The sequence below is a fragment of the Mycolicibacterium elephantis DSM 44368 genome (assembly GCF_004014805.1).
Lineage (GTDB): Bacteria > Actinomycetota > Actinomycetes > Mycobacteriales > Mycobacteriaceae > Mycobacterium > Mycobacterium elephantis.
Genome location: NZ_ATDN01000001.1, coordinates 335,047 through 358,882, shown reverse-complemented (window position 1 = coordinate 358,882; position 23,836 = coordinate 335,047). Strand labels below are relative to the sequence as shown.

Annotated in this window: 19 protein-coding genes, 1 tRNA gene and 1 pseudogene; 11 read left to right on the top strand and 10 right to left on the bottom strand. The window is 67.8% G+C overall.

The features are described from left to right. Positions 1–9 precede the first annotated feature (9 nt). Positions 10–86 (top strand) — tRNA-Ile (locus MELE44368_RS01685). Between the two features lie 28 nt (positions 87–114). Here MELE44368_RS01685 and MELE44368_RS01680 read toward each other — a convergent pair. After that, entirely contained in the window at positions 115–414 is a 300-nt protein-coding gene (locus MELE44368_RS01680) for an excalibur domain-containing protein (protein WP_241566432.1), read from the bottom strand. A 124-nt stretch (positions 415–538) separates the two neighbouring features. Between MELE44368_RS01680 and MELE44368_RS01675 the strand changes: the two genes are divergently transcribed. After that, positions 539–880, top strand: coding sequence for a hypothetical protein (locus MELE44368_RS01675; protein WP_306439132.1), 342 nt, complete (start codon positions 539–541; stop codon positions 878–880). Between the two features lie 12 nt (positions 881–892). On the opposite strand, the gene MELE44368_RS01670 is transcribed toward MELE44368_RS01675, so the two are convergent. Continuing rightward, positions 893–2,104: a cytochrome P450 gene (locus tag MELE44368_RS01670; RefSeq protein ID WP_128106864.1), complete on the bottom strand. Its 1,212-nt coding sequence runs from the start codon at positions 2,102–2,104 to the stop codon at positions 893–895. Between the two features lie 177 nt (positions 2,105–2,281). Between MELE44368_RS01670 and MELE44368_RS01665 the strand changes: the two genes are divergently transcribed. Beyond that, positions 2,282–2,824 carry a TetR/AcrR family transcriptional regulator gene (locus MELE44368_RS01665; RefSeq protein ID WP_128106863.1) on the top strand — a complete coding sequence of 181 codons (543 nt, stop codon included), beginning with the start codon at positions 2,282–2,284 and terminating at the stop codon, positions 2,822–2,824. Between the two features lie 15 nt (positions 2,825–2,839). Here the strand turns inward: MELE44368_RS01665 and MELE44368_RS01660 are convergent, their stop codons facing one another. Both MELE44368_RS01660 and MELE44368_RS27445 read right to left on the bottom strand, forming a co-directional pair. Next, on the bottom strand, positions 2,840–5,032 hold the full coding sequence (locus tag MELE44368_RS01660) for an alkaline phosphatase family protein (RefSeq protein ID WP_128106862.1): 2,193 nt from the start codon (positions 5,030–5,032) through the stop codon (positions 2,840–2,842). A gap of 132 nt (positions 5,033–5,164) precedes the next feature. After that, the gene (locus MELE44368_RS27445; protein ID WP_128106861.1) at positions 5,165–6,838 is read right to left on the bottom strand and encodes an N-acetylmuramoyl-L-alanine amidase-like domain-containing protein; all 1,674 of its coding nucleotides are present in this window, start codon (positions 6,836–6,838) and stop codon (positions 5,165–5,167) included. An 82-nt stretch (positions 6,839–6,920) separates the two neighbouring features. Here MELE44368_RS27445 and MELE44368_RS01650 point away from each other — a divergent pair, with 82 nt between their 5' ends. The 4 genes from MELE44368_RS01650 to MELE44368_RS01635 all read left to right on the top strand — a co-directional run bounded on the left by MELE44368_RS01650 (position 6,921) and on the right by MELE44368_RS01635 (position 12,164). Further along, the gene (locus tag MELE44368_RS01650) at positions 6,921–8,201 is read left to right on the top strand and encodes an acyl-CoA dehydrogenase family protein (protein ID WP_128106860.1); all 1,281 of its coding nucleotides are present in this window, start codon (positions 6,921–6,923) and stop codon (positions 8,199–8,201) included. A gap of 65 nt (positions 8,202–8,266) precedes the next feature. Then, complete coding sequence (locus MELE44368_RS01645; protein ID WP_128106859.1) at positions 8,267–8,452, top strand: hypothetical protein; 186 nt, start codon at positions 8,267–8,269, stop codon at positions 8,450–8,452. A gap of 179 nt (positions 8,453–8,631) precedes the next feature. Beyond that, positions 8,632–10,452 (top strand): ribonuclease E domain-containing protein, encoded by a 1,821-nt coding sequence (locus MELE44368_RS01640; protein ID WP_241566431.1) that lies wholly within the window; start codon positions 8,632–8,634, stop codon positions 10,450–10,452. Between the two features lie 68 nt (positions 10,453–10,520). Further along, positions 10,521–12,164: a DUF7800 domain-containing protein gene (locus tag MELE44368_RS01635; RefSeq protein ID WP_164889998.1), complete on the top strand. Its 1,644-nt coding sequence runs from the start codon at positions 10,521–10,523 to the stop codon at positions 12,162–12,164. 101 nt (positions 12,165–12,265) lie between these two features. On the opposite strand, the gene MELE44368_RS01630 is transcribed toward MELE44368_RS01635, so the two are convergent. The 5 genes from MELE44368_RS01630 to MELE44368_RS01610 form a co-directional block, all read right to left on the bottom strand. Continuing rightward, positions 12,266–13,006, bottom strand: coding sequence for an SDR family NAD(P)-dependent oxidoreductase (locus MELE44368_RS01630; protein ID WP_128106856.1), 741 nt, complete (start codon positions 13,004–13,006; stop codon positions 12,266–12,268). Between the two features lie 81 nt (positions 13,007–13,087). Continuing rightward, positions 13,088–14,713: a dipeptide ABC transporter ATP-binding protein gene (locus MELE44368_RS01625; RefSeq protein WP_128106855.1), complete on the bottom strand. Its 1,626-nt coding sequence runs from the start codon at positions 14,711–14,713 to the stop codon at positions 13,088–13,090. Next, positions 14,710–15,591, bottom strand: a complete 882-nt coding sequence (locus MELE44368_RS01620) for an ABC transporter permease (protein WP_128106854.1) — start codon at positions 15,589–15,591, stop codon at positions 14,710–14,712. The genes MELE44368_RS01625 and MELE44368_RS01620 overlap by 4 nt, the downstream gene beginning before the upstream one ends. Beyond that, entirely contained in the window at positions 15,588–16,556 is a 969-nt protein-coding gene (locus MELE44368_RS01615; RefSeq protein ID WP_128106853.1) for an ABC transporter permease, read from the bottom strand. The genes MELE44368_RS01620 and MELE44368_RS01615 overlap by 4 nt, the downstream gene beginning before the upstream one ends. Beyond that, entirely contained in the window at positions 16,553–18,085 is a 1,533-nt protein-coding gene (locus tag MELE44368_RS01610) for an ABC transporter substrate-binding protein (protein WP_128106852.1), read from the bottom strand. The genes MELE44368_RS01615 and MELE44368_RS01610 overlap by 4 nt, the downstream gene beginning before the upstream one ends. Before the next feature lie 156 nt (positions 18,086–18,241). Between MELE44368_RS01610 and MELE44368_RS01605 the strand changes: the two genes are divergently transcribed. The 4 genes and pseudogenes from MELE44368_RS01605 to MELE44368_RS01590 all read left to right on the top strand — a co-directional run bounded on the left by MELE44368_RS01605 (position 18,242) and on the right by MELE44368_RS01590 (position 22,705). After that, positions 18,242–18,778: a hypothetical protein gene (locus MELE44368_RS01605; RefSeq protein WP_128106851.1), complete on the top strand. Its 537-nt coding sequence runs from the start codon at positions 18,242–18,244 to the stop codon at positions 18,776–18,778. An 81-nt stretch (positions 18,779–18,859) separates the two neighbouring features. Then, positions 18,860–19,927, top strand: a complete 1,068-nt coding sequence (locus tag MELE44368_RS01600) for a glycoside hydrolase family 183 protein (protein WP_128107006.1) — start codon at positions 18,860–18,862, stop codon at positions 19,925–19,927. A gap of 96 nt (positions 19,928–20,023) precedes the next feature. Then, positions 20,024–20,878, top strand: a pseudogene (locus tag MELE44368_RS01595) (dihydrodipicolinate reductase); the annotation flags it as partial. Between the two features lie 63 nt (positions 20,879–20,941). Beyond that, complete coding sequence (locus MELE44368_RS01590; RefSeq protein ID WP_128106850.1) at positions 20,942–22,705, top strand: Hsp70 family protein; 1,764 nt, start codon at positions 20,942–20,944, stop codon at positions 22,703–22,705. Positions 22,706–22,724: 19 nt separating this feature from the next. Here the strand turns inward: MELE44368_RS01590 and MELE44368_RS01585 are convergent, their stop codons facing one another. Beyond that, positions 22,725–23,813 carry a class I SAM-dependent methyltransferase gene (locus MELE44368_RS01585; RefSeq protein WP_128107005.1) on the bottom strand — a complete coding sequence of 363 codons (1,089 nt, stop codon included), beginning with the start codon at positions 23,811–23,813 and terminating at the stop codon, positions 22,725–22,727. Positions 23,814–23,836: the final 23 nt, after the last annotated feature.

Here is a 23,836-nt window from a genome sequence, read left to right as displayed (position 1 = left end):
GCGAAGTCGGGGGCGGTAGCTCAGTTGGTCAGAGCTGCGGACTCATAATCCGTAGGTCGCGGGTTCAAGTCCCGCCCGCCCCACCACGTATTTTTTCGCAGCTCAAGGCGGAAGCTACCCTTCGCACGCCACTCCGTCGCCCTCGCGGTCGAGCTCGTAGATGTCATCACCGACGACATACACAGGGCCGGACACATATTCAGGCCCGTTACCGCTGCCGCCGGCGCAGTCGACATCGCTGGCGATCGGAACGCAGGCACCCGAGTAATTTGGGTCGCAATCCGAACCTTGCTGCTGCGGCACGGGTGCGGCGTTGGCCACCGAAGCCGAGACGAGCGCGAGCCCGAACCCAACTGCCAGCACCGTCAATTTCCTCACGATCGCGAATGGTAGCCCACGCGGATCGCCGGCCATCGTGCAACGGTCTGCCGATCCAGTTAACCGGCCGATTCGCCCTTTGTGCTCATTACGCCGCACTCGGCGAACGACCCCGCTAATCTGGTGCTACTTCTTCAGGGGGTTGAACATGAACCTCGACATGACGACAAAGCGGGTTCTGGGCGGGTGCGCAAGCGCGGTGCTCCTCGTCGGCGCCGTCACCGCCGCGGCCCTCGCCACCGCAGCGACCGGCAGCGCCAACCAGGAGATGGACCCGCACATGCCCAACACCACGCAGGGCTACTGCCCGGGCGGTGGCTTCGGCGGCGCGACCGGATGGGGCTATTGCGACGGGATCAAGTACCCGGACGGCAGCTACTGGCATCAACTTCGCGCCCCCGCGCCGTTCGTCGGCAGCACCATCACGTTGACGTGTGTGATCGACGACGGTTCCCCGGTGCCACCGCCGGCACCGCCGGGCGGATGCGGCGGCGCCGTCTAAGCCGCCGGAACTTCATTTGCACGCCAACTCCAGCCGCTCGAGGCGCCGGACGAGAAGGCTCGGCAGCCAGCGGCCCACGTCGGTTGCGTCGATCGACGACGTCCGTTCGATGAGCTGACCCATCACGATCGTCGCCTCCAGGCGGGCCAGCGCGGCGCCGACGCAGAAATGCAATCCCTTTCCAAAGCTGATGTGGCCCTTGGGGTTAGGTCGGTCCAGCCGGAACTCGTCCGGGTGGTCGAAGTGGGCCGGGTCGCGATTTGCCGCTCCCCACAACAACAGCAGCCGCGACCCCGCCGGAAGATCCACCCCGCGCAGCGTCGTGTCGTGCACCACGTGCCGATAATGTCCCCGAAACGGCGGTTCGTAGCGCAGCACTTCCTCGAGAAACGCGCCGAGCCGTTCCGGTTCGTCGCGCACCTGCGCCTGCACCTCCGGACGGGTCGCCAAAACCCAAGCCGCAGAACCGATCAGCGACGCAGTCGACTCACCGCCGGCGCTGAACAGGATGATCATCATGCCCAGCGCCGTGAGTTCGTCCAGGTCGCCCGACGCGCATGCCGCGGCCAGGTCGCCGAGCAGGTTGTCCTGCGGGTCGGAGGCCGCACGCTGGAACTGGTCGGTGATGTATCCCGCGAGTTCTCCGACGGCGACGCCGGCCTCGGCGAGCTGCTCCTTGCTCACCAGCCCCTCCACCACCTGGGTGGCCGCATATCCCCACCGCACCAGTCTGTCGACGTCGCTGTCCGGGACGCCGATGATCCGACCGACGATCATCATCGGCAGGCGATTGGCCATCGCACCCATCCACTCGATGCGCCCGTCGTGCAGGCCATCAGCCCACAACTGATCCGCGGTCTTGCCGACGAACGGCTCGAACGCGCGAATCCGCTTGGCCGCCAACTGCGGAAGCAACGACTTGCGATGCACGGCATGAGCGGGTTCATCGGCGGTGGCCAGCACATGGCTCTTGCCGCCCAGCCCCTCCATCTCAAAGGCCCCCACGACACCGCCGGGCTGGTAGGTCATCGTCGCGGTCAAGTTGGAGGAGAAATCCTCCGGCCGCGCGATCGCGTCGTTGACCGCGTCCCAACCGCACACCGCATAGAACCCCGACTCACCGATCTGATGCACCGGCGCCGTGTCCAACATCTTCCGGTACAGGGGATAGGGATCCTGGATGTACTCGTCGTCGAACAACGCGATGCCCAGCTCAGACCCCATGCCTACCAAGGTGACCGGCCGCCACACCGTCGTCAATAGCCTGCGCCGAACTTGAAACCGCTGGTAGGCCGCACCGAGCGACACCGTCTCAAGCCATCGCTCCCACCTGCACCAACGCTGAGATGTATGGTCAGTTTTGTCTCATAGTTGAGAAAAATCTGCGCAGAAGGAGCACCGGTGGCTCGAGACGATTGGCTCATCGGAGGCGAGCGGCGCAGCGCCGCCGCCGAGCGGATCTACGCCGCGGCCACCGAGCTGGTCGTGCGCGAAGGTCTCGACGCGTTCGACATCGACACGCTGGCCGCACGGGTGCACTGTTCGCGCGCCACCATCTACCGCTACGCCGGCGGCAAGGCGCAGATCCGCGACGCCGTGCTGCTGCGCCTTGCCGGCAGAATCGTCGACTCCGTCCGGTCCGCCGTGCAGGATCTCCGCGGCACCGAACGCGTCGTGCAGGCGATCACGGTCGCGCTCGAGCACATCCGATCCGACCCCATCCGCCAGATGATGGCGGGCCTCGGCGCCGGTCGGGATCTGACCGAGCTTCCGTCCTCGCCGGTGTTGGGCCGGATTGCCGCGGATCTCACCGGTATCACTGATGACCCGCACGCGGCGCAGTGGATCGTCCGCGTCGTGATGTCGTTGGCCGTCTGGCCCATGGGCGACAACGACATCGAGCGTCAGGTGGTCGAGCGCTTCGTCGCCCCCGCGTTCACCTGAACACCAGATCGCTTGTCACGCAACGATCGGCGCCGCGCACTGCGACCCGGCGGTCGTCGTCGAGCCGCAGGCCAGCGTCGCCAGGTCCGGCACGAACGTCTGTTCCGGCGGCCAGGTCGACGGCGGCGGTGGCACCAGCGGGAAGATGGTGGCGCCGGTCACCCCGGTCAGCCGCGCGACGATCTGCGCCGGAATGTTGGTCACCACGTACAGCAGGTTGCCCACCAGTTGCACCGGCACAACGGCCAACCCGGCCAGTGCGCTGACGAGGAAGATGTCCTGGCCGGCGACTGACTGCAGCTGGCCGATGATGTCGTAGGTGAACTCGTAGATGAAGTACGGGATCGAGGTGAAGATCGTCCGCACGCCCAGCGCGATGTTGGTACCGATGTCGGGATATCCGTTCATCGCGATCGCGTCCAGCAGCGCCTGGTGCAGGTCGACCGGATCGACGTCGCTCGCACCCAGCGTCGTCAGTGACACGCCGTCGAAATAGTCCGGCGGCGTGGCGCCGAAGAGGGTCAGCACCGTGGGCGTGGTGTCGACGATCTCGTATTGCAGGTTCATGAATCCGTCCTGGAAATCCGAACCTCTTGCGATCACGAATGTCTCGGTCTCCGCGGGGGACTGGAAGCCGTGGCCGAAACCCTGCTGGGGCTGATGGCCATGGTCGGTGACCACGATGATGGTCCAGTTCTCGCACAAGCCGGGATTGCACTTCTCGCGTTCGGCGATCTCGTCCAGGATCAGGCCGAGATTGTCGTCGACGTTCCGAATCGCTTCCGCGTACTGCGGCGATGCGCCGCCGTACATGTGCCCGTTCTCGTCGACGCCGACGAAGTAGGTGAACATGAACGTCGGCGTGCCGGTCTGGACGTTCCGGATCGCTTCGACGGTCGCTGCGCCGACGGCGTCGTCGGTGAGCAACCAGTTGGTGTCGCCCGGGACCTGTGGCACGAACACGATCTGGTCCGCCGGGATCGAACCCGCGTTGGCGATGTCGGCGATGACGTTCCAGTTCGCGATCGCGACCGTACTGATGCCCGGGTTGTGCGTTTCGAGCATGTTGAACACCGTGGGCCACCGGTCGTAGGTGCCGGGCGTGAAGACGTTGTTCACCACGCCCGTGCGCTCACCCCACACACCGGTCAGGATCGCCGACCACGATGGGTTCGAGATCGTGGTGTGCCCGACGATGCTGGAGGGCGCGGTGGTGCCCTGATCCATCAGCTCGAAGAAGTTGTCGTTCGCGGGGTCGGCGAGGATCCTGCTCAGATTCGTGCCGTCGACGCCGATCACGAGCATGTAGGGCGTGCCGTTGGCTTGCGCTGAGGGACCTGAGATCTGGGTGACGGTGTACTGCGCCGCGGGCGGCGCGCTCCGCAGCCCCCAAGCGCGTTCGAACTCGCCACGCGCCGCCGCGAACAGCGCCCACAGCGCGGGCACCTCCACGGGCGCTCCGGTGCCCAGACCCATCAGCGGTCGCAGCACCGCTTCCACCGTTTCGGTGACGATGCTGATCAAGGTGGGCTGCGGCCGCGCGATGGTCGGCGCGGCTTCGGGATCGGCCAGCGTCGTGAATGTCGTTGTCGCCGTGGACGTCAGCACCGTGGCGGTGGTAGTGGCGGTCGACTCCTGCACCGGGTTGTCGGTCACCGCCCCCGTGCTGTCCGGCTGCGACTGCGGGTTCTCCCGGCCGGCGAACCGCTCGACGGCCGCGTTGACGAACGACTCGACCTCATTGGCGAAATCTCGTGTGCTCGTGCGTGATTCGTGGTTGCTGCCAGCCGGAGGGTCGGCCGGGTCGACGCTCGACAACGCCTCGAGGTCGCCCTCGGTTTCCTCACCGCCGTCCGACGAGCCGTCTTCACCGGCGTCCTCGCCATCGTCGACGACGTCATCGTCGGCGGCGCCATCTTCGGCGTCGGCGTCGGCCTCGTCGGTCTCGGTCGCGTCGTCGTCGAGCTCGGAAGCCTCCGGTTCGGGGTCTGACGGTTCCGCGTCGTCGGCCCTGTCGCCCGGTTCCGCGCCGTCGGCCGAGGTGTTGCTCGGCGAAGATGACGACTCGCTCGTCGAGGACGAACTGCTGGTGGACGACGAATCCGAGGGTCCGGCGACAGCGACGGCGGGGGTGCTGGCAAGGGCCACCCCGACTCCCAGCGTCACCGCGAGCGCTCCGACACGACCGATATAGCTGGCGTAACCCATCGCTTCCTTCCCCTTCCGAGGCTCAGCCGATGCGCTGGAGTGAACTATTTACGTGTCCAGCAAATTACCGTGTTTGACCCCGCGTGTACGCGGGTTGGCCGATCGGACGCGCGTCGGCTCGCCAGGACCGGTCTACTCGACAGGGCGGAGCACGACGATCCCGGGAACGGTCTGGAGGTAATCCCACAACGACTGGTCGACGACCTTGTGGTACGCGTTCAGCGAGGACGCATTCCGGAACACCGGCCCATCCGGTGTCTCGACGAAGACGCCGACATGGGTGACGTCGAGGCCGCCGTCCTGCGCGAACGCTCCGATGTAATCGCCCGTGCGCAGCTGGCTCAGCACAAGCTCGTCGACGCTTTGGCTCGGTATGTAGGTGACCGTGCGTGCCACCACGGGCAACCCGGGCAGATACACCCCGCCGGAGTCCTTCTGGTTGAGGTCCTTGTGCACCGCAACCGCGTCGGGGCTCAAGCTCGCGGTGACATCGGTCGCCAACGTGGGCGCGTCCACCGCCCAGTCGGTGAAGAAGTGCTTCCTGTTCTGGTATGCCACGACGCCGTCCCGGTAGCGCACGTCGATGAGCGCGTCGACGAAGGTTTCGCGGTTGTCCGCCCGCTTGAGCGCTTCGACGTAGTCGGCGTAGGTGAAACAGTCCACCTTTTCCAGCTCGACCACAAGCTGTTCGGGATCGGCGGCCGAACCGATCAAAGTGTCTGCGCCATAGGGTGTTCCGAGGAACAGCCGGGACAGCATGTCGGACTGCGCCGACGGGTCGGCGCGCGTCGCGTCGCGTTTGGCGGCCAACAACCGCTCGAGGATCTGTTCGCTTGATCGGGAGATCTGCACGGCCGGGGCCGTATGGGCTGCAAGGTATTCCACGACGGGAATCGGCTCCGTCGCCGAGTAGCCGATCGGCAGAAGCACGTCACCCGCCGTCGTCTTGTAATAGACGTTCCACCGGTGGTAGACGTCCAACGCGGAGGGATCGGCGGCGAGCACCGCCGCGTAGTCGCTGACCGCGCGCACGTAGCGGTCGGAGTTGTTGTACCGGTAGAGGGCGTGGTCGCGGTCGTGCGCGAAGCCGTTCGCGGCCAGGTAGCGACCGGCCGCCATGATGCTGTCGCGCGGAGAGAGGATGTCGCCGCCGTTGCCGTAGGCGGCGAACGTGGTCGGCAGGAACTGCATCGGGCCCTGCGCTCCCGCCGTGCTCACGCCGGTGACCCGCCCGAATCCGGTTTCGATGAAGTTGATCGCGGCCAGGTAGTTCCAGCCGACACCGGATGCCGCTTCGGCCTCGCGGTAGTAGTCGCGCAGCTCGTCGACCGGCGTCGGCGCGACGATGCGCCACGCCGGCAACGTGTCCTTTGCGGTTCCTTCGCTCAGCGCGGTCAACTGGCGGCGCGCGTCGACGTTGAGGTCGTAGACCTCCATCAGCTCAGGGGGGATGCGCGGGCGCACAACCGGGTCCCACTCGGGGTGCCGTCCCAGCGTGCGGTAGGCCGCTTGCTGGCGGTGTGCCGCCGCGGCCCGCAGCGCCTCGGACGACGACGGGTCCCGCAGCACGCGCTCGTCGTCGACCAGATCCTCGGCGATCCGTGCCGGATCGGAAGCCAGTTCTCGACGGGGGACCTCGGGCGCATGCCGTGGCGCGGAGGTCGGCGCGACGGATGGGGCGTCGGCGGCCGGCGCGGACGACGTGTCCGGCGCGGAGCAGCCGACGGCAGCGACGCCGGTGACGAGCAGGAGCGCCGCGATGCGCCGAAGCGCGTCGCTCGTGGCCTCAGCGAATAGCCGCTGCATAACACCGGTCAGCGTAGCGCGGGTATTCGCCCAACCGGTCGAATGCGGGGTCAGGCCTCGGCACGGCTGACAGACTGCAACCATGGCGTGGGATTTCAGCACCGAACCGGAATTTCAGGAGAAGCTCGACTGGGTCAAGCGGTTCTGCGAGGAGAAGGTCGAGCCGCTCGATCACGTGTTTCCGTATGCGGTGCGCTCACCGGATCCCGCGGTCAAGGCCTATGTGCGCGAGCTGCAACAAGAAGTCAAAGACCAAGGCCTGTGGGCGATCTTCCTCGACAAGGAACTCGGCGGCCCCGGCTACGGACAACTCAAGCTCGGCCTGCTCAACGAGGTGATCGGACGCTACGCCGGAGCGCCGCACATGTTCGGTGCCTCAGCACCCGACACCGGGAACATGGAGATGCTCGCCGCCTACGGCACCGAGGAGCAGAAGGAACGCTGGCTCAAGCCGCTGCTCAACCAGGACATCTTCTCGGCCTACTCGATGACCGAGCCCCAGGGCGGCAGCGACCCGAACCTGTTCAAGACACACGCCGTCCGCGACGGCGACGAATGGGTGATCAACGGCGAGAAGTGGTTCACCTCGGCGGGTCGCGTCGCCGACATCCTGTTCGTGATGTGCACCAACGGCATGTTCGTCGTGCCGCGCCAGACACCGGGCGTCGAGATCATGCCCGAGCCGCGCAACCACAACCACATCATCTACCGCGACGTGCGCGTGCCTCTAGACCATCTCCTCGGCCCGGAGAACGGTGCGAAGGTGCTGGCGCAGCGACGTCTGGGCGGCGGCCGCATCCACCACGCCATGCGCACCATCGCGCAGTGCAACCTGGCGTTCGACATGATGTGTGAGCGGGCGCTGAGCCGTGAGTCGCACGGCAAGGTCATCGCCGAGCACCAGATGGTGCAGGAGAAGATCGCCGAGTCCTACGCGATGATCAAGATGCTGCGCCTGTTCGTGCTCGAGACGGCGTGGAAGATCGACCAGACCTCCACCCAGGAGGCCCGCACCGACATCGCCGCTGTCAAGTTCACGATGGCGCGCGTGCTGCGTGAGGTGTCGTTCAACGCGCTGCACATTCTCGGCTCGTTGGGCACCACCGATCTCACGCCCATCCAGGCGATGTACGCCGGTGCGCCGACGATGGGCATCGCCGACGGGGTCGACGAGGTGCACAAGGCCACCGTCGCGCGCCGGGTGCTGCGTGACTACGAGCCGCACGAGGGCGACTTCCCGACGGAGTTCCTGCCCTACAAGCGTGAGGCTGCGCGCAAGAAATTGCAGCCCGTGCTCGACGCGCGGCCGGAGTTGGCCGCCGCTGCCGAGGCCTATCAGAAGTACCTGAGCCGTCGCCGCTGAACCTCTCCGCCAGGCGCACGGTGGTTCGCGGGTGCGCTTGACCTCGCTGCGCTTAGGGTGAGGCCATGCGAATCGCCATCGCCGTGCTCGGCGTGATCGTCGCGTTGTTCGGCCTGCTGTTCGCCCTGCAGGGATTCGGCGTGGTGGGCGGCAGCCCGATGAGCAACACCACGACCTGGTCCATCCTGGGCCCGCTCATTGCGCTGGTCGGGATCGCGCTGACGGTCGGCGCGCTGCGTCGCAAGTCTTAGTCCGGGGAATTCTTTCGTCACACCGTGCGGGATGTAACTACGACGGCCCGACGAGCGATGAAACTGTCGAGCGCCGCGACTGCTGGAACCAGGCACCAGCGTTGGGGGAGTCGACGTGCACGTTTCGAAGGAGCAGACGCACGATGGGTGCACCGCTTGAAATTTGCTCGAAGCGAGGCGTGGTCGCCGTTCTGGCGTCCGGAATCGTCATCTCGTTGACAGCCCTTACCGGTGGGATCGCACCGGCTCTCGCCAAGCCGGGATCCGACGACCCGAGTGGTCCGACGACGACCGTCGTGGCGCCCCCGCCGAAGCACAACGCGCCGGAGCCAAAACAGGAGGCGCCGAAACAAGACGCGCCGAAACAAGACGCGCCGAAACGCCAGTCTCCGCAGCAGCCGGCCCAGGCTCCGGCTGCAGAGGCTCCGCAGGCGCAGGCCCCGCAGCAGCAGAGGCAGGCCCCGAAGACGCAGGCCCCGCAGCCGCAGGCTCCGGCCGTCGTCGCCCCCGAGCCTGAACCGCAGACCCAGGCCCCGCAGACGCAGACCCAGGCCCCGCAGACGCAGACCCAGGCTCCGCAGACGCAGACCCAGGCTCCGCAGACCGCGGTCACCACAGAGCCGAAGACCGCGGTCACCACAGAGCCGAAGACCGCCGTCACCACGGAGCCGAAGACCGCCGTCACCACGGAGCCGGGGACCACCGAGCCGGCCCCGGGGACCACCGAGCCGGCCCCGGCCAGCGAAGCGAAGCCGTCGACCGCCGCCGAGCGTTCGCCGGCCGGCTCCGCCGCGCCCAGCACCGAGAATCAGGCTGCGCGTACCACGGAAGCCGACAGCGATGACCCGCAGACGTCGGGCACGTCGGTGCCGCCGTCGGAGGCGATGATGCCGGCGACCGAAACCCGCGACGCGCCGTCGTCGCGCAGCGAGGCGCCGGCCAGCGAATCGGAGACCAGCGAGTCGAAGACCTCTGAATCCGAGACCCGCAGCGAGGACTCCGAGACGCCGACCGTGTCGATCTCGCAGGCCGCCAAGGAGATCGAGACGCTGCAGCCCAAGACCCTCGAGGCCCCGGTCGAGGATGTGCAACTGGCCAAGAGCGCCGAGCCGATCTTCGAGCCGCAGCCCGAGCCGGCTGCCGACAAGGACGTCGCGGCCTTCGCGAACTCGATCGAAACCAGCCTGAAGATCCCTGGCCTGGACATCGGGGCCAGCGCGAAGACCGAGTTCGGTGTCGAGCGCCGCGTCGAGCGTCGCGAGGTCGAGTTCATCAGCAACGTGCGCCAGTGGCGTCCGGAATGGATCGAGTACGACGAGTACTACCGGCCGATCATCGCCAACCCGTTCCGGGCTCCGGTGCGCATCGTCTACGTCTACGACATGCGGCCGCGGATCATGTACATCCCGCCGCTGTCACGGATCGTGCTCGAGGCCGCCCGGTTCGCCGCCTACAGCTTCACCGCGGCGATCCTGGCCCCGATCAACGCTGCCATCGACACCATGCAGGCCATCACCAACATCGCGGTGGGCAGCTTCTTCGGCGGCGGTTACTACCCGGGCGCCGGGCTGCCGTTGCCGCCGCCTCCGCCGCCGGTGTTGCGCTACGACAACGTGCCCGTGCAGGTGCGCTACTCGGATGCGGTGTACGAGCCGTTCCGGGTCCGTCGGATCGTCGACGTCGGCGAGGACGCCCGCTTCGGTGAGCGCAAGGTGCTGCTCGACGGTGCGACGCCTGCATGGGGCGTCTGGACCCAGACGCCGTCCGGCGAACGGCAATTCGAGGTGCACCGGACCCAGCAGTTCCCGGGCCTCGAGGAACCTCAAGAGGGTCCGCTGCCGGGCGACTACCGTCTCCGGCTGGCATCGGATGAGTCGTCCTCGGCCGGCCTGAACGGACGCGACGTCTTCCTGATGGTCGCGGCCGGGGTGATCGGCACCCTGGGCTTCGGCGCCATCGGCATGGCGTTCTACCTCGGACGCCGGCGGCCTGAGCACTGAGAAGATCGCGCCTCGGGCATCGCTCCAGAACGTGCATCCCCGTCAATTAAGTGATGCATGATGGGGCGATGCCCGAGGTTCGCGTAGGACCGCTGCTCCGCCACGTCGGCGAGACCGACGCGACCATCTGGGTCGAGACGGATGCGCCGTGCGAAGTGGCGATCCTCGGACACCTGGCGGACACGTTCGAGGTCGAGGGGCACCACTTCGCGATCGTCTGCGTGACCGGGCTGGACCCGGACCGCGAGCATCACTACGAGGTTCACCTCGACGGCGAGAAGGCCTGGCCGCCAGCGGATTACGAGATGCCACAGCCGCGGGTGCGGTTGATGCCGCGGGACGGCTCGTTGCGGCTGCTGTTCGGGTCGTGCCGCGCGTCGGCCCCGCACCACCCGCCCCACACCTACCAACACTGGTGGCACCCGAAGGGCAAGGGCGTCGACGTGTTGCGCACCTACGGCCTGCGCATGCTGCGTCAGCCGTCGGCGCTGTGGCCCGACGCGTTGCTGATGATGGGCGACCAGCTCTACGCCGATCAGGTCAACGACACGATCAGGGACCTCGTCGCCGACCGCGAGGTGCACGCCGACGGCCCGGTCGAGGTGCTCGAGGACTTCGAGGAGTACTGCATCGGTTACTGGGACGCCTGGCGCGATCCCGTTGTGCGATGGATGCTTTCGACCATTCCAACGTCGATGATATTCGACGACCACGAGATCAACGACAAGTGGAACACCTCGCAGGCGTGGCTGGAGGAGAAGCGCAAGACCGACTGGTACCAGACCCGGATCATCGGCGGGCTCATGGCCTACTGGATCTATCAGCACCTCGGCAACATGACGCCGGACGAACTGGCCGAAGACCAGACATTTCAGCGGGTCATGGAAACCCGGCAGGGCGCAGAACCGATCCGGGAACTCGCGCTCATGGCGGAAAAAGACGACGGGGTTTCGCATTTCAGCATGTGCCGCGATCTCGGCGCGGCGCGGCTGATCGTCGTCGACGCCCGTTCGGGCCGGCAACTGAAGCCGGGACACCGCCGAGTCACCACCGACGACGAGTGGGACTGGATCACCGCCAAGGCCGACGGCAACTACCAGCATCTGCTGTTCGCCAGTTCACTGCCGATCCTGTTGCCCTACGGCATGCACCACATCGAGGCCTGGTCGGAGGCCGTCGGCGACGGCGCGTGGGGCAAGCGGCTGACCGGGTTGGGGGAGAAGGTGCGCATGGCCGCCAACCTCGATCACTGGGCCTGCTTCCAGGACAGCTTCCGACGCTTCGAGGACCTGGTCATCGAAGTGGCCGGCGGCAAGCGCGGATTGGCGCCCGAGTCGATGGTGTTGTTCGGCGGCGACGTGCACCACTGCTGGGTGAGCGAGGTCGCGCTGCCCGACGAAACCGCCAACGCCGGCACCAAGATCTGGCAGGTGGTGTGCTCCGGGCTGCGCAAGGAGCCGTCGGCGGTCGAACGGGTCGTCCTGCGGCTCGGCCACACCGGGTTCGTCGAGGCGGTCGGCAAGGCGCTCGTGCGTACCACCAAGGTGGGGATGCCGCGGCTTCGGTGGCGACCCGTCACCATGCCGCACTTCCGCAACCAGATCGGCACGCTGGAGATCGCGGGCGGCGAGATGGGCGTGCGCATCGAAGCCGTCACCGGCAACTGGCGCAAGCCACGGCTGACCACCGTCATCGAGCACAAGCTGCTCTAGCCGACGAACGCCGAAATCTGCACCAGGGTCGCGATCTTACGAAAACCACAGCCCTGGTGCAGATTTCGCCGCAAGTTGAGCCACGTGGCCGGTCCAACCCGCTAGCCCGCACCTTTGCCGTTGTCCACCCGGTACACCGCTCCGTGGATCGCGGCGGCGTCGTCGCTGGCCAGGAACGCGATCGCCTTGGCGACGTCGACGGTGTCCATGAAGCCGCGCGGCGAGGCGATCCGCATGATCAGATCCCAGTCGGCGTTCTCGGGGGCGGTGAACTCGGTGGTCTGCGCGGTCGGCATTCCGCCCGGGCAGACGGCGTTCACGCGAATCTTCTCTTTGGTGTACTCGACGGCCAGGGCGCGGGTCAGGCCGATCAGCCCGTGTTTGGCGGCGCAGTAGCCTGCCGAGTACACCTCGCCTTCCACGCCCGCGATCGAGGCGACGTTGACGATGTTGCCGCCGGTCTCCAGCAGATGCGGCAGCGCCGCGCGGCACAGGTAGAACGGCCCGTTCAGGTTCACCGCCAGATCGTGGTCCCACTCCTCGTCGGTCACCGTCGTGGTGTGGCGCATCTGGTGAAAGCCCGCGCCGTTGACCAGAACGTCAAGCCGGCCGAACGCGTCGACGCACTGCGACACCGCGTCGCGGCACGCCTGAGACGAGGTGACGTCGACCGACGCGTACTCGCCGCCGGGTACGTCGTCGAAGACGGTTGCCATCCGTTCGGCGTCGCGCGCGATCCCGAACACCGTGGCGCCGCGCTGGGCGAACAACTGCGCCACCGCGGCGCCCAAGCCCGCCGATGCGCCGGTGACCAATGCGACCTTGCCGCTGAGTTGAGTCATGGTTCAAGACCCTCTCACGCCCGTTCGCGGCGTCAGCGTGAAGGCATGGTCGTTCGATCGCCGCGGCAGCGACCCGGAATGCTATTTCGGCGGGGTGGTGGATGGGGAAGAGGGCGGGACGGCGGCCAGCAGCTCGCGGGTGTAGTCGTGCTCGGGTGCGGTGAACAACTCGGCGGCCGGGCGGTACTCGACCGCGGCGCCGTCGCGCAGCACAAGCACGTCATGGCTCATCTGCTGCACGATCGCCAGGTCGTGCGCGATGAACAGGTAGGTCAGCCCCAGCTCACGCTGTAACCGGGTCAACAAGTCCAACACCCGGGCCTGCACCGAAACATCAAGTGAGGCAGTGGCTTCGTCGAGAATGACCAGGTCGGGTTCGCCAGCCAACGCCCGTGCGATCGACACGCGTTGACGCTCACCACCCGACAGTTCGTGCGGGTAGCGGCTGGCGAACGACGCCGAAAGCCCGACCAACTCGAGCAACTCGGCCACCCGGGCCCTGCGCGCCTGCCGGCCGCGCACGAGCTTGTGCACCGTCAGCGGCTCAGCGATCGAAGTCCCGACGCGGGCACGGGGGTTCAGCGACGAGAACGGGTCCTGAAAGACCAGGCTGATCCGCCTGCGCAACGCCTTGACCTTGGATCGAGGCACACCGAGCACGTCCGTTGCGCCGATGCTGGCGGTACCGGCGTCGGGTTTGACCAGACCGGTCAGCGCCGCGGCGACCGTCGACTTGCCCGAACCCGATTCCCCGACCAGGCCCAGCGTGGTGCCCCGCCGGATGCGAAACGACAGGTCCTCCACCGCATGTACGGTCCGCGTGCCGGTCGGCGTGCTCACCCGGTAGCGCACGTCGAGGCCGTCGACGTCGAGCAGGACCTCGGCGTCGGGGACGGGCGCCGGCCCGGCGTGCCCGACCAGCGGCCGGGCGTCCAGCAGTTCCCGGGTGTAGGGGTGCTGCGGGCGGTCGAAGATGTCGACGATGCTCGCCTGCTCGACGGCCGTGCCGCGCTGAAGCACCGTGACGTCGTCGGCCACCTGGCCGATCACGCCGAGGTCGTGACTGATCCAGATCACCGCGGTGGCGAACTCGCGCTGCAGATCCTTTACCAGCGCGACGATCTGGGCCTGCGTGGTCACGTCGAGCGCGGTGGTTGGTTCGTCGGCGATCAGCAGCTGCGGGCTGCATGCCAACGCGACCGCGATCATCACCCGCTGCCGCTGCCCGCCCGAGAGTTGATGCGGATAACTGTCCAGCCGCGACTCCGGTTGCGGCAACCCCACGGCCTCCAGCAGCTCCAGCGCTCGGGTGCGTGCCTCGCGCCGAGTCGAACGACGGTGCGTCTCAATGGATTCAGTGATCTGGCGGCCGATGGTCAGCAGCGGGTTCAGCGACGTGGAGGGGTCCTGGAACACGAAGCCGATCCGGTCGCCGTGCACGCTGCGCAGCAGCCGCGCCGACGCGCCGACCAGCTGCACGGCGCCCTTACCGTCGGCGATGCCCAGTGTGCTGGTCCCGGCGACGACGGCGCCCGGTGCGTCGAGCAGCCCGGTCGCGGCCAGCGCGGTCATCGTCTTGCCGGAGCCGGACTCGCCGACGATGCCGAGCGTCTGCTCGGGGTGGACATCGAACGAGACACCGCGCACGATCTCGCGACGACCGATCGCCACCCGCAGGTCGCGCACGCTCAAGGTGGGCTCGGTCACTGCTTCCTCCGCGCCTCGATCAACGTGCGCTGCTTGGGATCCAGCACATCCCGAAGCCCGTCGCCCAGCAGGTTGAACGCCAGCACCGTGACGACGATCGCGGCGCCGGGAACCACCGCCATCCACCACGCCAGCGTCACGAAACCCTGCGAGTCGAAGATCATCCGGCCCAGCGAAGGCTGCGGCGGCTGCAGACCCAGCCCGAGGAACGACAGCGCCGCCTCGGCGAGGATGGCGAACGCCAACGACAGCGACGTCTGCACCACCAACGGGCCGGCGATGTTCGGCAGAATATGGCGCCCGAGGATGTAACCGCTTCCGGTGCCCATGCTCTGCGACGCAGCGACGAACGGTTCCGCACGCACGCTCAACGTGCTGCCGCGGGCCACCCGGGCGAAGATCGGCGTGTAGACGATGCCGATCGCCAACATCGTCGTCGCCACGCCCGGGCCCAGGATCGCCACCACCGCCAACGCGAGAATCAGCACCGGAAAGGCGAACATCACGTCGACGACGCGCATGAGCATGGCGTCCAACCAGCCGCCGCGGTAACCGGACACCACACCGACGGTCACGCCGACGATCACCGCGAACGCCACGCTGACCACCGCCACCCGCAGTGACGCCTGGATCGCCACCAGCACACGCGACAGCACGTCGCGCCCGAGCTCGTCGGTGCCGAACCAATGCGCACCGCTCGGCGGCTGCAGCGCGTTGGGCACATCCACGTCGTTGACGCCATACGGGGCAAGCCAATCCGCGCCCAGCGCGACGAACACGATGACCGCGAGCGCCGCTGCGCTGACGGCCGTTACCGGGTTGCGCAACAGCAGCCGCCACGATGCCACCCGCGTGCCCCGGTCCGCGTCGGCGCTCATGACAGCCGGATCCTCGGGTCGACGACCGCGTACAACGCGTCCACGATCAGGTTGATGAGCAGAAACAGGACGGCGATCAGCAGCACCGCGCCCTGAATCACCGGGTAATCCCGTGCGGCAACGGCGTTGTAGACCAGCCGGCCCAGCCCCGGCCACGCGAAGACCACCTCGACCACGATGACCCCGCCGAGAATCGTCGCGAGCTGAATGCCCGTGATAGTCAACACCGGGATGAGCGCGTTGCGCACCGTGTGGCGGAACGTGACCACCGCCGGCGGCAGGCCCTTCGATCTCGCGGTGCGGACGTAGCCGGTGGCGGCGACCTCCAGCACCGCCGACCGCACGTACCGCGTCATGATCGCCGCGGCCACCAGACCGACCGTCAACGCGGGCAACACGATGTGACGCAACCAGCCCGCCGGGTCCTCCAGCAGCGGCCGGTAGCCCGAGGTCGGCAACCAGCCCAGCGTCGTCGCGAACAGCGCGATCAACAGAATGCCCATCCAGAAGTCCGGAATCGAGACACCGAACTGACTGGCCACCCGCACGATCGCGTCGCTGAGCCGGCCTTCGTGCAGTGCCGACCAGATGCCCGCGGGCAGCGCGATCAGCAGCGCGATGAGAATGCCGACCATCGCGAGAGACACTGTGGCAGGGAGCCGTTCGAGCAGGATCAGCGTCACCGGGTCGCCGTTGCGGAAGCTGACCCCCAGATCACCCGTCAACGCCGAGCCGAGGTAGCCGAAGAACTGCTCGACGATCGGCTTGTCCAGCCCACTGGCCTCGCGCAGCGCCGCATAGGCCTCCGGAGTGTAACGGGTGCCCAGCGCGATGCGGACCGGATCACCGGGCACCAGATGCACCAGCGCGAACACCACCACCAGCACACCGAGCATCACCACCGCCGAATACAGCAGCCGGCGCGCGAGAAACCGGACCGCCGGATGCGCCAGCACGCGGGTCACCGGTCGTCTCCGTGTGCCAGATCGGCTGTGCGGAAACGGACCGCCGCGTCGCGGCGGGCGTGATACCCGGTCAGATCGGGAGTCCACGCCTGGATCACCGACGGGTTGTACAAGAAGATGTAGCTGACCTTGTCGGCGATCAGCGTTGCCGCCTTGTCGTACAGCGCGCCCCGCGCCCGCCGGTCGGTCTCCACGCGCCCGGCGTCCAGCAGCCGATCGACTTCGGGGTCGGAGAACTTCTGCGCGTTGCTGGTGCCCTGCGAGTGGTGCTGGGCGTAGTAGAAGTCGTCGGGGTCGATGTTGCCCAGCCAACCCATCATCAGCATGTCGAAGTTGCCGGTGTTCTGCTCGTCCAGCCAGGTGGCGAAGTCGACGGTGCGGATGTTCACCGTGATCCCAAGCGGCGCAAGGTTATCGGCGATGATCTGTGCGGCGGTGACGGTCGCCGGATACTCGCTGGTGACCAGCAGATCGAGGTCGACGTCGCCGACGCCGGCGTCGTCGATCAGCGACCGGGCGACGTCCAGGTCGTAGCGGTACCGGTCATACGGCGTGTACCACGGGTTGCCTTCCGGGATCGCCAGCTGGTTCGCGGTCGCGGTGCCGTAACTGGTGGCCGCCACGATCGCGGCGCGGTCGATGCCGTAGGCGATCGCCTGACGCGCCCGCACGTCGTTCCAGGGTGCGCGGGCCTCGTTGAGCGCCAGGTACCAGTAGTCGTTGCTTTCGGTCACCGCCAGCGTGATCGAGTCGTCGTCACGCAGTTGCGCGACGCGTTGGGTGGGCACCGAGTCCGTCCAGTCGATCTCACCGGCCTGCAGCGCCGACAACGCGGTGGACGGCTCCGCGATGAATCGGAACGTGACACCCGAAATGGGCGGTGCCCCATCCCAATACGACGGGTTGGCCTTGAGCGTGATCGAGTCGCCACTCTTTTGGCCCACGAACTCGAACGGGCCGGTGCCGACGGGGTGGGTGGCGATCTGACCGCTTTCGACGTTGCGGCGCGACACGATCGCCATGCCCTTGAACCCGCCGAGGTTGGTCAACAGGTTCGGCGTCGGCCGGTCGAGGTGGACGACGACGGTCAGCGGGTCGGGCGCGGTGACGTCGGCGACGGCGCTGAACTTGTCGACGTTGGCCAGTTTCTCGTCGATGATCCGGCGGTAGGAGTAGACCACGTCGTCCGCGGTGAACGGGCTGCCGTCGTGGAACGTGACACCGGGGCGCAGACGAAACGTCCAGGTGAGCTGGTCGGGGCTGACGTCCCACGACTCGGCGAGCGCAGGCCGCATCTCCAGGTTCTCGTCGGGCTCCACCAGCGTGTCGAAGACGTTCTCCAACACCTCGAACGAGAAGTAGGCGGTCGTCTTGTGCGGGTCCAGCTGGTCGGGTTCACCGGAGATGGCGGCGATCAGATTGCCCGACACGTCCTCGCCGAGATCGACCCGCTGGCCGGGCGAGCACGCGACGACGCACAACACCAGGCCGATGGTGGCGACAGCCGCCGCCACCGCCAGCCGTTTCATGTGCCATCACCCCAGGAATCGTCTGCCCCGCCGGATCTACCCGCTGTCGCCGCTCCCGCAAACGGGGGCCGGTGAAACAGGTGACGGGGCCCTGTTCACACTGACATACTCGACGCGGTTCGACGTCCGAGACGCTGGGTTGAAGGGGTGCACATCGTGAGACTTCTCCGTGGGCTCGGGGTGGCCCTGATCAGCGCTGCGACGGCTCTCGGACTGGCCGCGCCCGCCCAGGCGCAGGGCGACGTCAAGGCGCCGGGCGTGCCCGAGGGCGTCTACAACGTCGACATCGACGGTCAAGCCAGCACCGAATGGGAGATCTTTCCGCTGTGCGTTCCGGTCGTGGGTGACCTGCGTGAACCGCTGCTGCTTCCGGTCGGATGCAAGCTGAAGATCACACCGAAAGGCCAGACGGGCGCCGAGGCCGTCATGGTCGGCGGCCGGTGGCAGTTCGACTACGACACGATCGACGGCAAGGTCTGCCCGGACGGCTCCAAGGCGCCGCAGCAGACGATCTACTCCTTCGACCCCTACAGCTGGGTGGGCACCATGAAGGTGATCCACGGCGCGGTGTGCGGTGAGCAGGCCGCGATGGTCGTAGTGCCGCTGACGATGTCGTTCAACCGGCCGCTGGCCATCCCCGTCGACCAGTATCCGCTGATCTGCGAGCCGGGCGGGCTGCGGCGTTGTTTCTGAGCTGCTGCTGAGTTGTCGGACCAACCGTCGATCGGCCGAGCCGCGGGCCATGGTCTGCGGCGCACCACCGAGCGGCCCGCCCTGCCGCTGCGCAACGGCAAGGTCGTCGACCTGACGGGACCAGGCCGCACCGACCGCTGGGGCGTCACCGGCACCGACTTGGGCGCGTCGGTGCTGGCGCCCAACGGCAAGCTGGTCTCGGTGTTCGGTGACACGTTCTCCGGCGCCACGGTCGGTCAGGGCGACTGGCGTTCGCCCGTCGTGCTGATCGGCACCGGGGACGCCAACCACGAGGTCGTTTATGAGCGCGCCGGCGGCGACGACCCGGACTACGCCCGCCAACTGTGGCACTACGTCCACGACAGCGCCTCCAGTGGGTGGAGTCGCGGCGGCATCAGCACCGTCATTCCGTCCGACCTGCTGCGGGTCGGCGACTCGATCTATCTGCACGCCATCGTCAATCACGGCTTCGGCAACGTGATCTGGACCGAGATCTGGCGCTCCGACGACAGCGGGGTGTCCTGGACGCATATGGGTGAGAACGCCAAGTTTCCCGCTGACCTGCACACCGGTCACGCCCAGTGCTGGTCGTGGGACCACGATCCCGACGACGGCTGGGTGTACGTGACGGCCACCGGGTTCCAGCGCGACAAAGGCATCGTTCTGATGCGGGTGCGGCCCGAGCACATCGGCGACAGGACCCGCTACGTGAGTTGGGGATTCACCGACGGCCGCTGGCAGTGGGGCGCCTCGGCCACCCCGATCACACCGGCCGGCGAGAAATGGGGCGAGCTGACGTTTCGCCGCCTCGCGAAGGGAAAATGGGTGCTCGGCGGGTTTCTGGCCTCCGCGTACGCGCTCGGCTACCGCGTCGTCGACTCGCCTGTCGCCAACATGCACACCACACCCCTGCAGACCCCGGTTGTCGGCTCGGCGTGGTCCGGCGAGAACCACCGGAACAACGAGGTCGCGCAACTCTACGGCGGCTACCTGCTGCCCGGCTCGCGGTTCGACGTCGAAGGCGGGTTCGGCCTGGTGGTGTCGCAGTGGCACACCGAGGCCGGATGGCCTTACCGCGCAATGCAGTTCAAGGGGGCGCTGCGCGACACCACCGAGACAGAGACGCCGTTCGATCCGATCGACCTGTAGCCGATCCTGCGCGAGCAGACGCGTAAACCCCCAAACCCGCCGGATTCAGGGGGTCTTGGCGTCTGCTCGCGGGTGTAGTGGGCCGGCGCCTAAGGTGTAGAGCGTGGCCCCACCGCGGCGCACGCCGACGACAACATCGCGCTGATCACCCGGTTCTTGCGGGCGGGTCTCGACGTCTGCTCGACGGCGATGACGCCGTGGGTGTGGCCAAGCATGCACCTGAACCCACCGAACTGGATCGAACCCGTCACCCAGGCGTGCGAGCTGGGGGAGTCGTCGTGCTTCACCACCGGCATCGACCCCGGGTTCGCCAATGACCTGTTTCCGATGACGCTCATGGGGTTGTGCTCGGAGGTCCGAAAGGTGCGCGCCTCCGAACTGCTCGACTACACCGACTACACCGGTGACTACGACCGCGAGATGGGCATCGGTAAGCCGCCGGAATACCGGCCGCTGCTGGAGAACCCCGATATCTTGGTATTCGCTTGGGGCGCAACGGTTCCGATGATCGCTCACGCCGCGGGCATCATGCTCGACGAGATCACCACGACATGGGACAAGTGGGTGACGCCGACCGAACGCAAGACCGCCAAGGGCATCATCGAGCCCGGCAACGTCGCGGCGGTGCGTTTCACCATCAACGGTGTTTACCAGGGACAGACCCGAATTCAGCTCGAACACGTCAACCGGATCGGCAACGACGCCGCCCCGGACTGGCCGTCGGGCAACCAGAACGACGTCTACCGCGTCGAGATCGACGGCACACCCAGCATCTTCCAGGAGACCGCGTTTCGGTTCACCGACGGATCGGGACGCGACGCGGCCGCCGCGGGGTGTCTGGCCACCGGTCTGCGTGCGCTCAACGCCGTACCCGCGGTCAACAACCTTTCCCCAGGTTGGGTGACCGCGCTGGACCTGCCGCTGATCCCCGGGGTGGGGACGATCCGCTGAGAAACGTTAACCTCGCCCCAACGGCTTGATATCCGGATAGATTTTCCACCGAGACGGGAAACCATGTCTGACGGCGTAGGGCTGTCGGTTGGGGCTACCAACCTGGCGGCCGTGGTAGTGGGCCGGACCGCGGTGTTGCGGTCACCGGTCCTGACGCGCTACCCCCACCGGCCCCCCGAGGTCGGGGTTCCCAGCCAGAACCCGCGGCTCAACGAGCGCGGGTTGATCCTCACCGACTTCGTCGACCGCGTCGGCGACCCGGTGGGGATCGTGGCCGCCGACGGCACCACCCACCGCGCCGACGTCGTACTGGCCGACGCATTGCGCGCGATGCTCTACGCCGTCGGCGGTGGTCGGGTGCCCTCCGGGCCGGTCACCGTGACGCATCCCGCGCACTGGCCTGCCGCCTCGGTCGACGCGTTGCGCACCGCGCTGGCCGCGATTCCCGAATTCCGGCAGCCCAAGCCCGCACCGGTGATCTCCGATGCGACGGCGGCGCTGACCGCGCTGCAGGACGATCCCGGTGTGCCCGTCCGCGGGGTGATCGCGCTGTGCGATTTCGGCGGCTCCGGCAGTAGCATCACCCTGGTCGACGCGGCCAACGGCTACGCACCGCTCGGCGCGACGGTGCGACATCCCGACCTGTCCGGTGATCTCGTCGACCAGGCGCTGCTCACCCACGTCATCGAGGACCTCTCCGCGGCAGGCACCATCGACCTGACGTCGACGTCGGCGATCGGGTCGCTGGCCCGGCTGCGTGCGCAGTGCCGCGGCGCGAAGGAACGACTGTCCACCGCCGCCGTCGCCACCCTGGTCGCCGAACTACCCGGGCACCGCAGCGAGGTCCGGGTCACCCGCAACGAACTCGACGAAGCCATCCGGCAACCCGTCGACGACTTCACGGCCGTGCTACAGGAGACGTTGGAACGCAACGGAATTCACAACGCCGACCTTGCCGCCGTGGCGTCGGTGGGCGGCGGGGCGCGCATTCCGTTCGTCACCACCGCGCTGTCCGAACGCTTCCGGGTGCCGGTCGTCACCATCGGCCAACCCGAGCTGGCAGCCGCCATCGGCGGAGGCCTGGCAGCCGTGCGCGGGACGGTCGAGGAGGGCGCGACGTCCATGTCGGCCGCCCCCGACGTCGCAGCTGCCGCCGCCGCGACCGCCATGGCGCCCGAGGCGCCGCCGCCCGAGGCGCCGCCCCCCGAGGAGGGCACCGTCGGGGCGCTGGCCTGGTCGGACGCCGAGGACATTCCGGAGGTGCCGACGGCCGATCAGTATGACTATCCGGTCGTTCCCGGGCGTGCCGCCGAACCGCGCCCGCCGATGCAGTTCGACCACGAGTCCTGGGACGACCTTCCACCGGCCCCGCTGCCGTGGTACCGCAAACCCGCTGTCGCGGCGAGCCTCGGCGTGATCGCCCTGCTGGCGGCGCTGACCGCGGCCGTCCTGTTCGTCATCCGCGGCGACTCGGCCCCGTCGCCCGCCTCGACTACCGAACCAATGACCGTCACACCGAGGCCGGCCACCACGGAGCCACCGCCGACGCCGACGCCGACGCCACCACCGCCGCCGCGCATCGTCACCCGACAGGCACCGCCGCCGGTGACCCAGACGGTCACCGCGCCGCCGCCGGCCCCAGAGCCGACCCCGGAGCCGACCCCGGAACCGCAACCCACCACACCCGAGCCGCCGCCGGAGCCCGCGCCCTCACCCGCGCCGGAGCCGGAGCCGCCGCCGTGGAGCCCGACGCCGCCGTACCCGACGATCCCGGGGCTGCCGTGGGTGCCCGCGCCGCAACTGCCCGAACCGCCGCCGGGTCCCTGACGGCGCGCTCCGCTGATCCTCAGTGCACCTTCGGCCGCTTGGTCAGCACCAGATGTGCCATCGGGATCTGCATCTGCTCGGGCGCCGCGGCGATCCGCTCGGCCACGCCGGCCTCCATGCGGTCCAAAAAGTCCGTTACCCGGGGATCGGCCAGGCCGCCGTCGAGCGCACGAGCCAGCGTCGGAAGCACCGCCGCGCGCAGGAACGCGGCCCACTGCCTGCCGAAAAGCGCGGAGTCGGAGTTGGATTGGTATTGGTTCCAGAACCGGTCCTCGGCGTCGAACACCTCGAGGTGTTCGATCTCGAGCTGTTCGAACCGGCCTTTCGGCGCGAACGGCGCCACGAAGTCGGCCTTGCTGCGCCCGACGATCGGAAGACACATGCGGTGTACCTCGTCGGCGGAGATCACCTGCTGGCCCGCCAACTCGTTGAGGGCGTCGACCAACGCCTGTAGCAGCGGGCGGTAACCGAACTCACCGGCGTCGTCGACGCCCATCGTCATGACCACCAGCCGGCCGCCGCGGCGCAACTCCCTGCCCCGGCACGCGATGAACGCCAGCCAGTCGTCGGCGCCCTGCTTGGCGTAGGCGGCGCGCACGTCGTCGCTGGCGCTGTAGGCCATGTGCACGTGGTCGGGGATGGGCGCCGGAACGCGTCGGAGCCACTGCACCGCCCAGGAACTCCAGCCCAGGTGCACGCTGCTGGTCGGCAGGATCTGCTCGTAGAAGGATCGGCCGACCGCGGTGGGGAAGGTGTTGGCGTCCTCGTGCAGATAGCTGTCGGGGTCCTCGGTCAGCGTGCGAAACAGCGCCGAGAAATCGTTGTTGGGCACATCGGTGTGCGCCACCAGCACCGAGTGGTCAAGCCGGGTCCGCTTGCGGATGGCGCGGACGGCCGAGCAGATGGGCAGCAGTGAGTTGTGGCCCGTGGCCGCCCCGTAGTCGGCGATGACGATGGGTTGCGGCGCGGCGGGCAACGGCACCTCCGAGGCGGCCGTCTCGAACAGCGCGATCGCCGGACGCAAACCGGCGGCCTGCAGACGCGAACTCGCGGTGTAGGACTCGCTTTCGATCGGTTCGGGACGCACGACGGGGCTGGACTCAGGCACCGCGACGTCCGACACATGCGCAC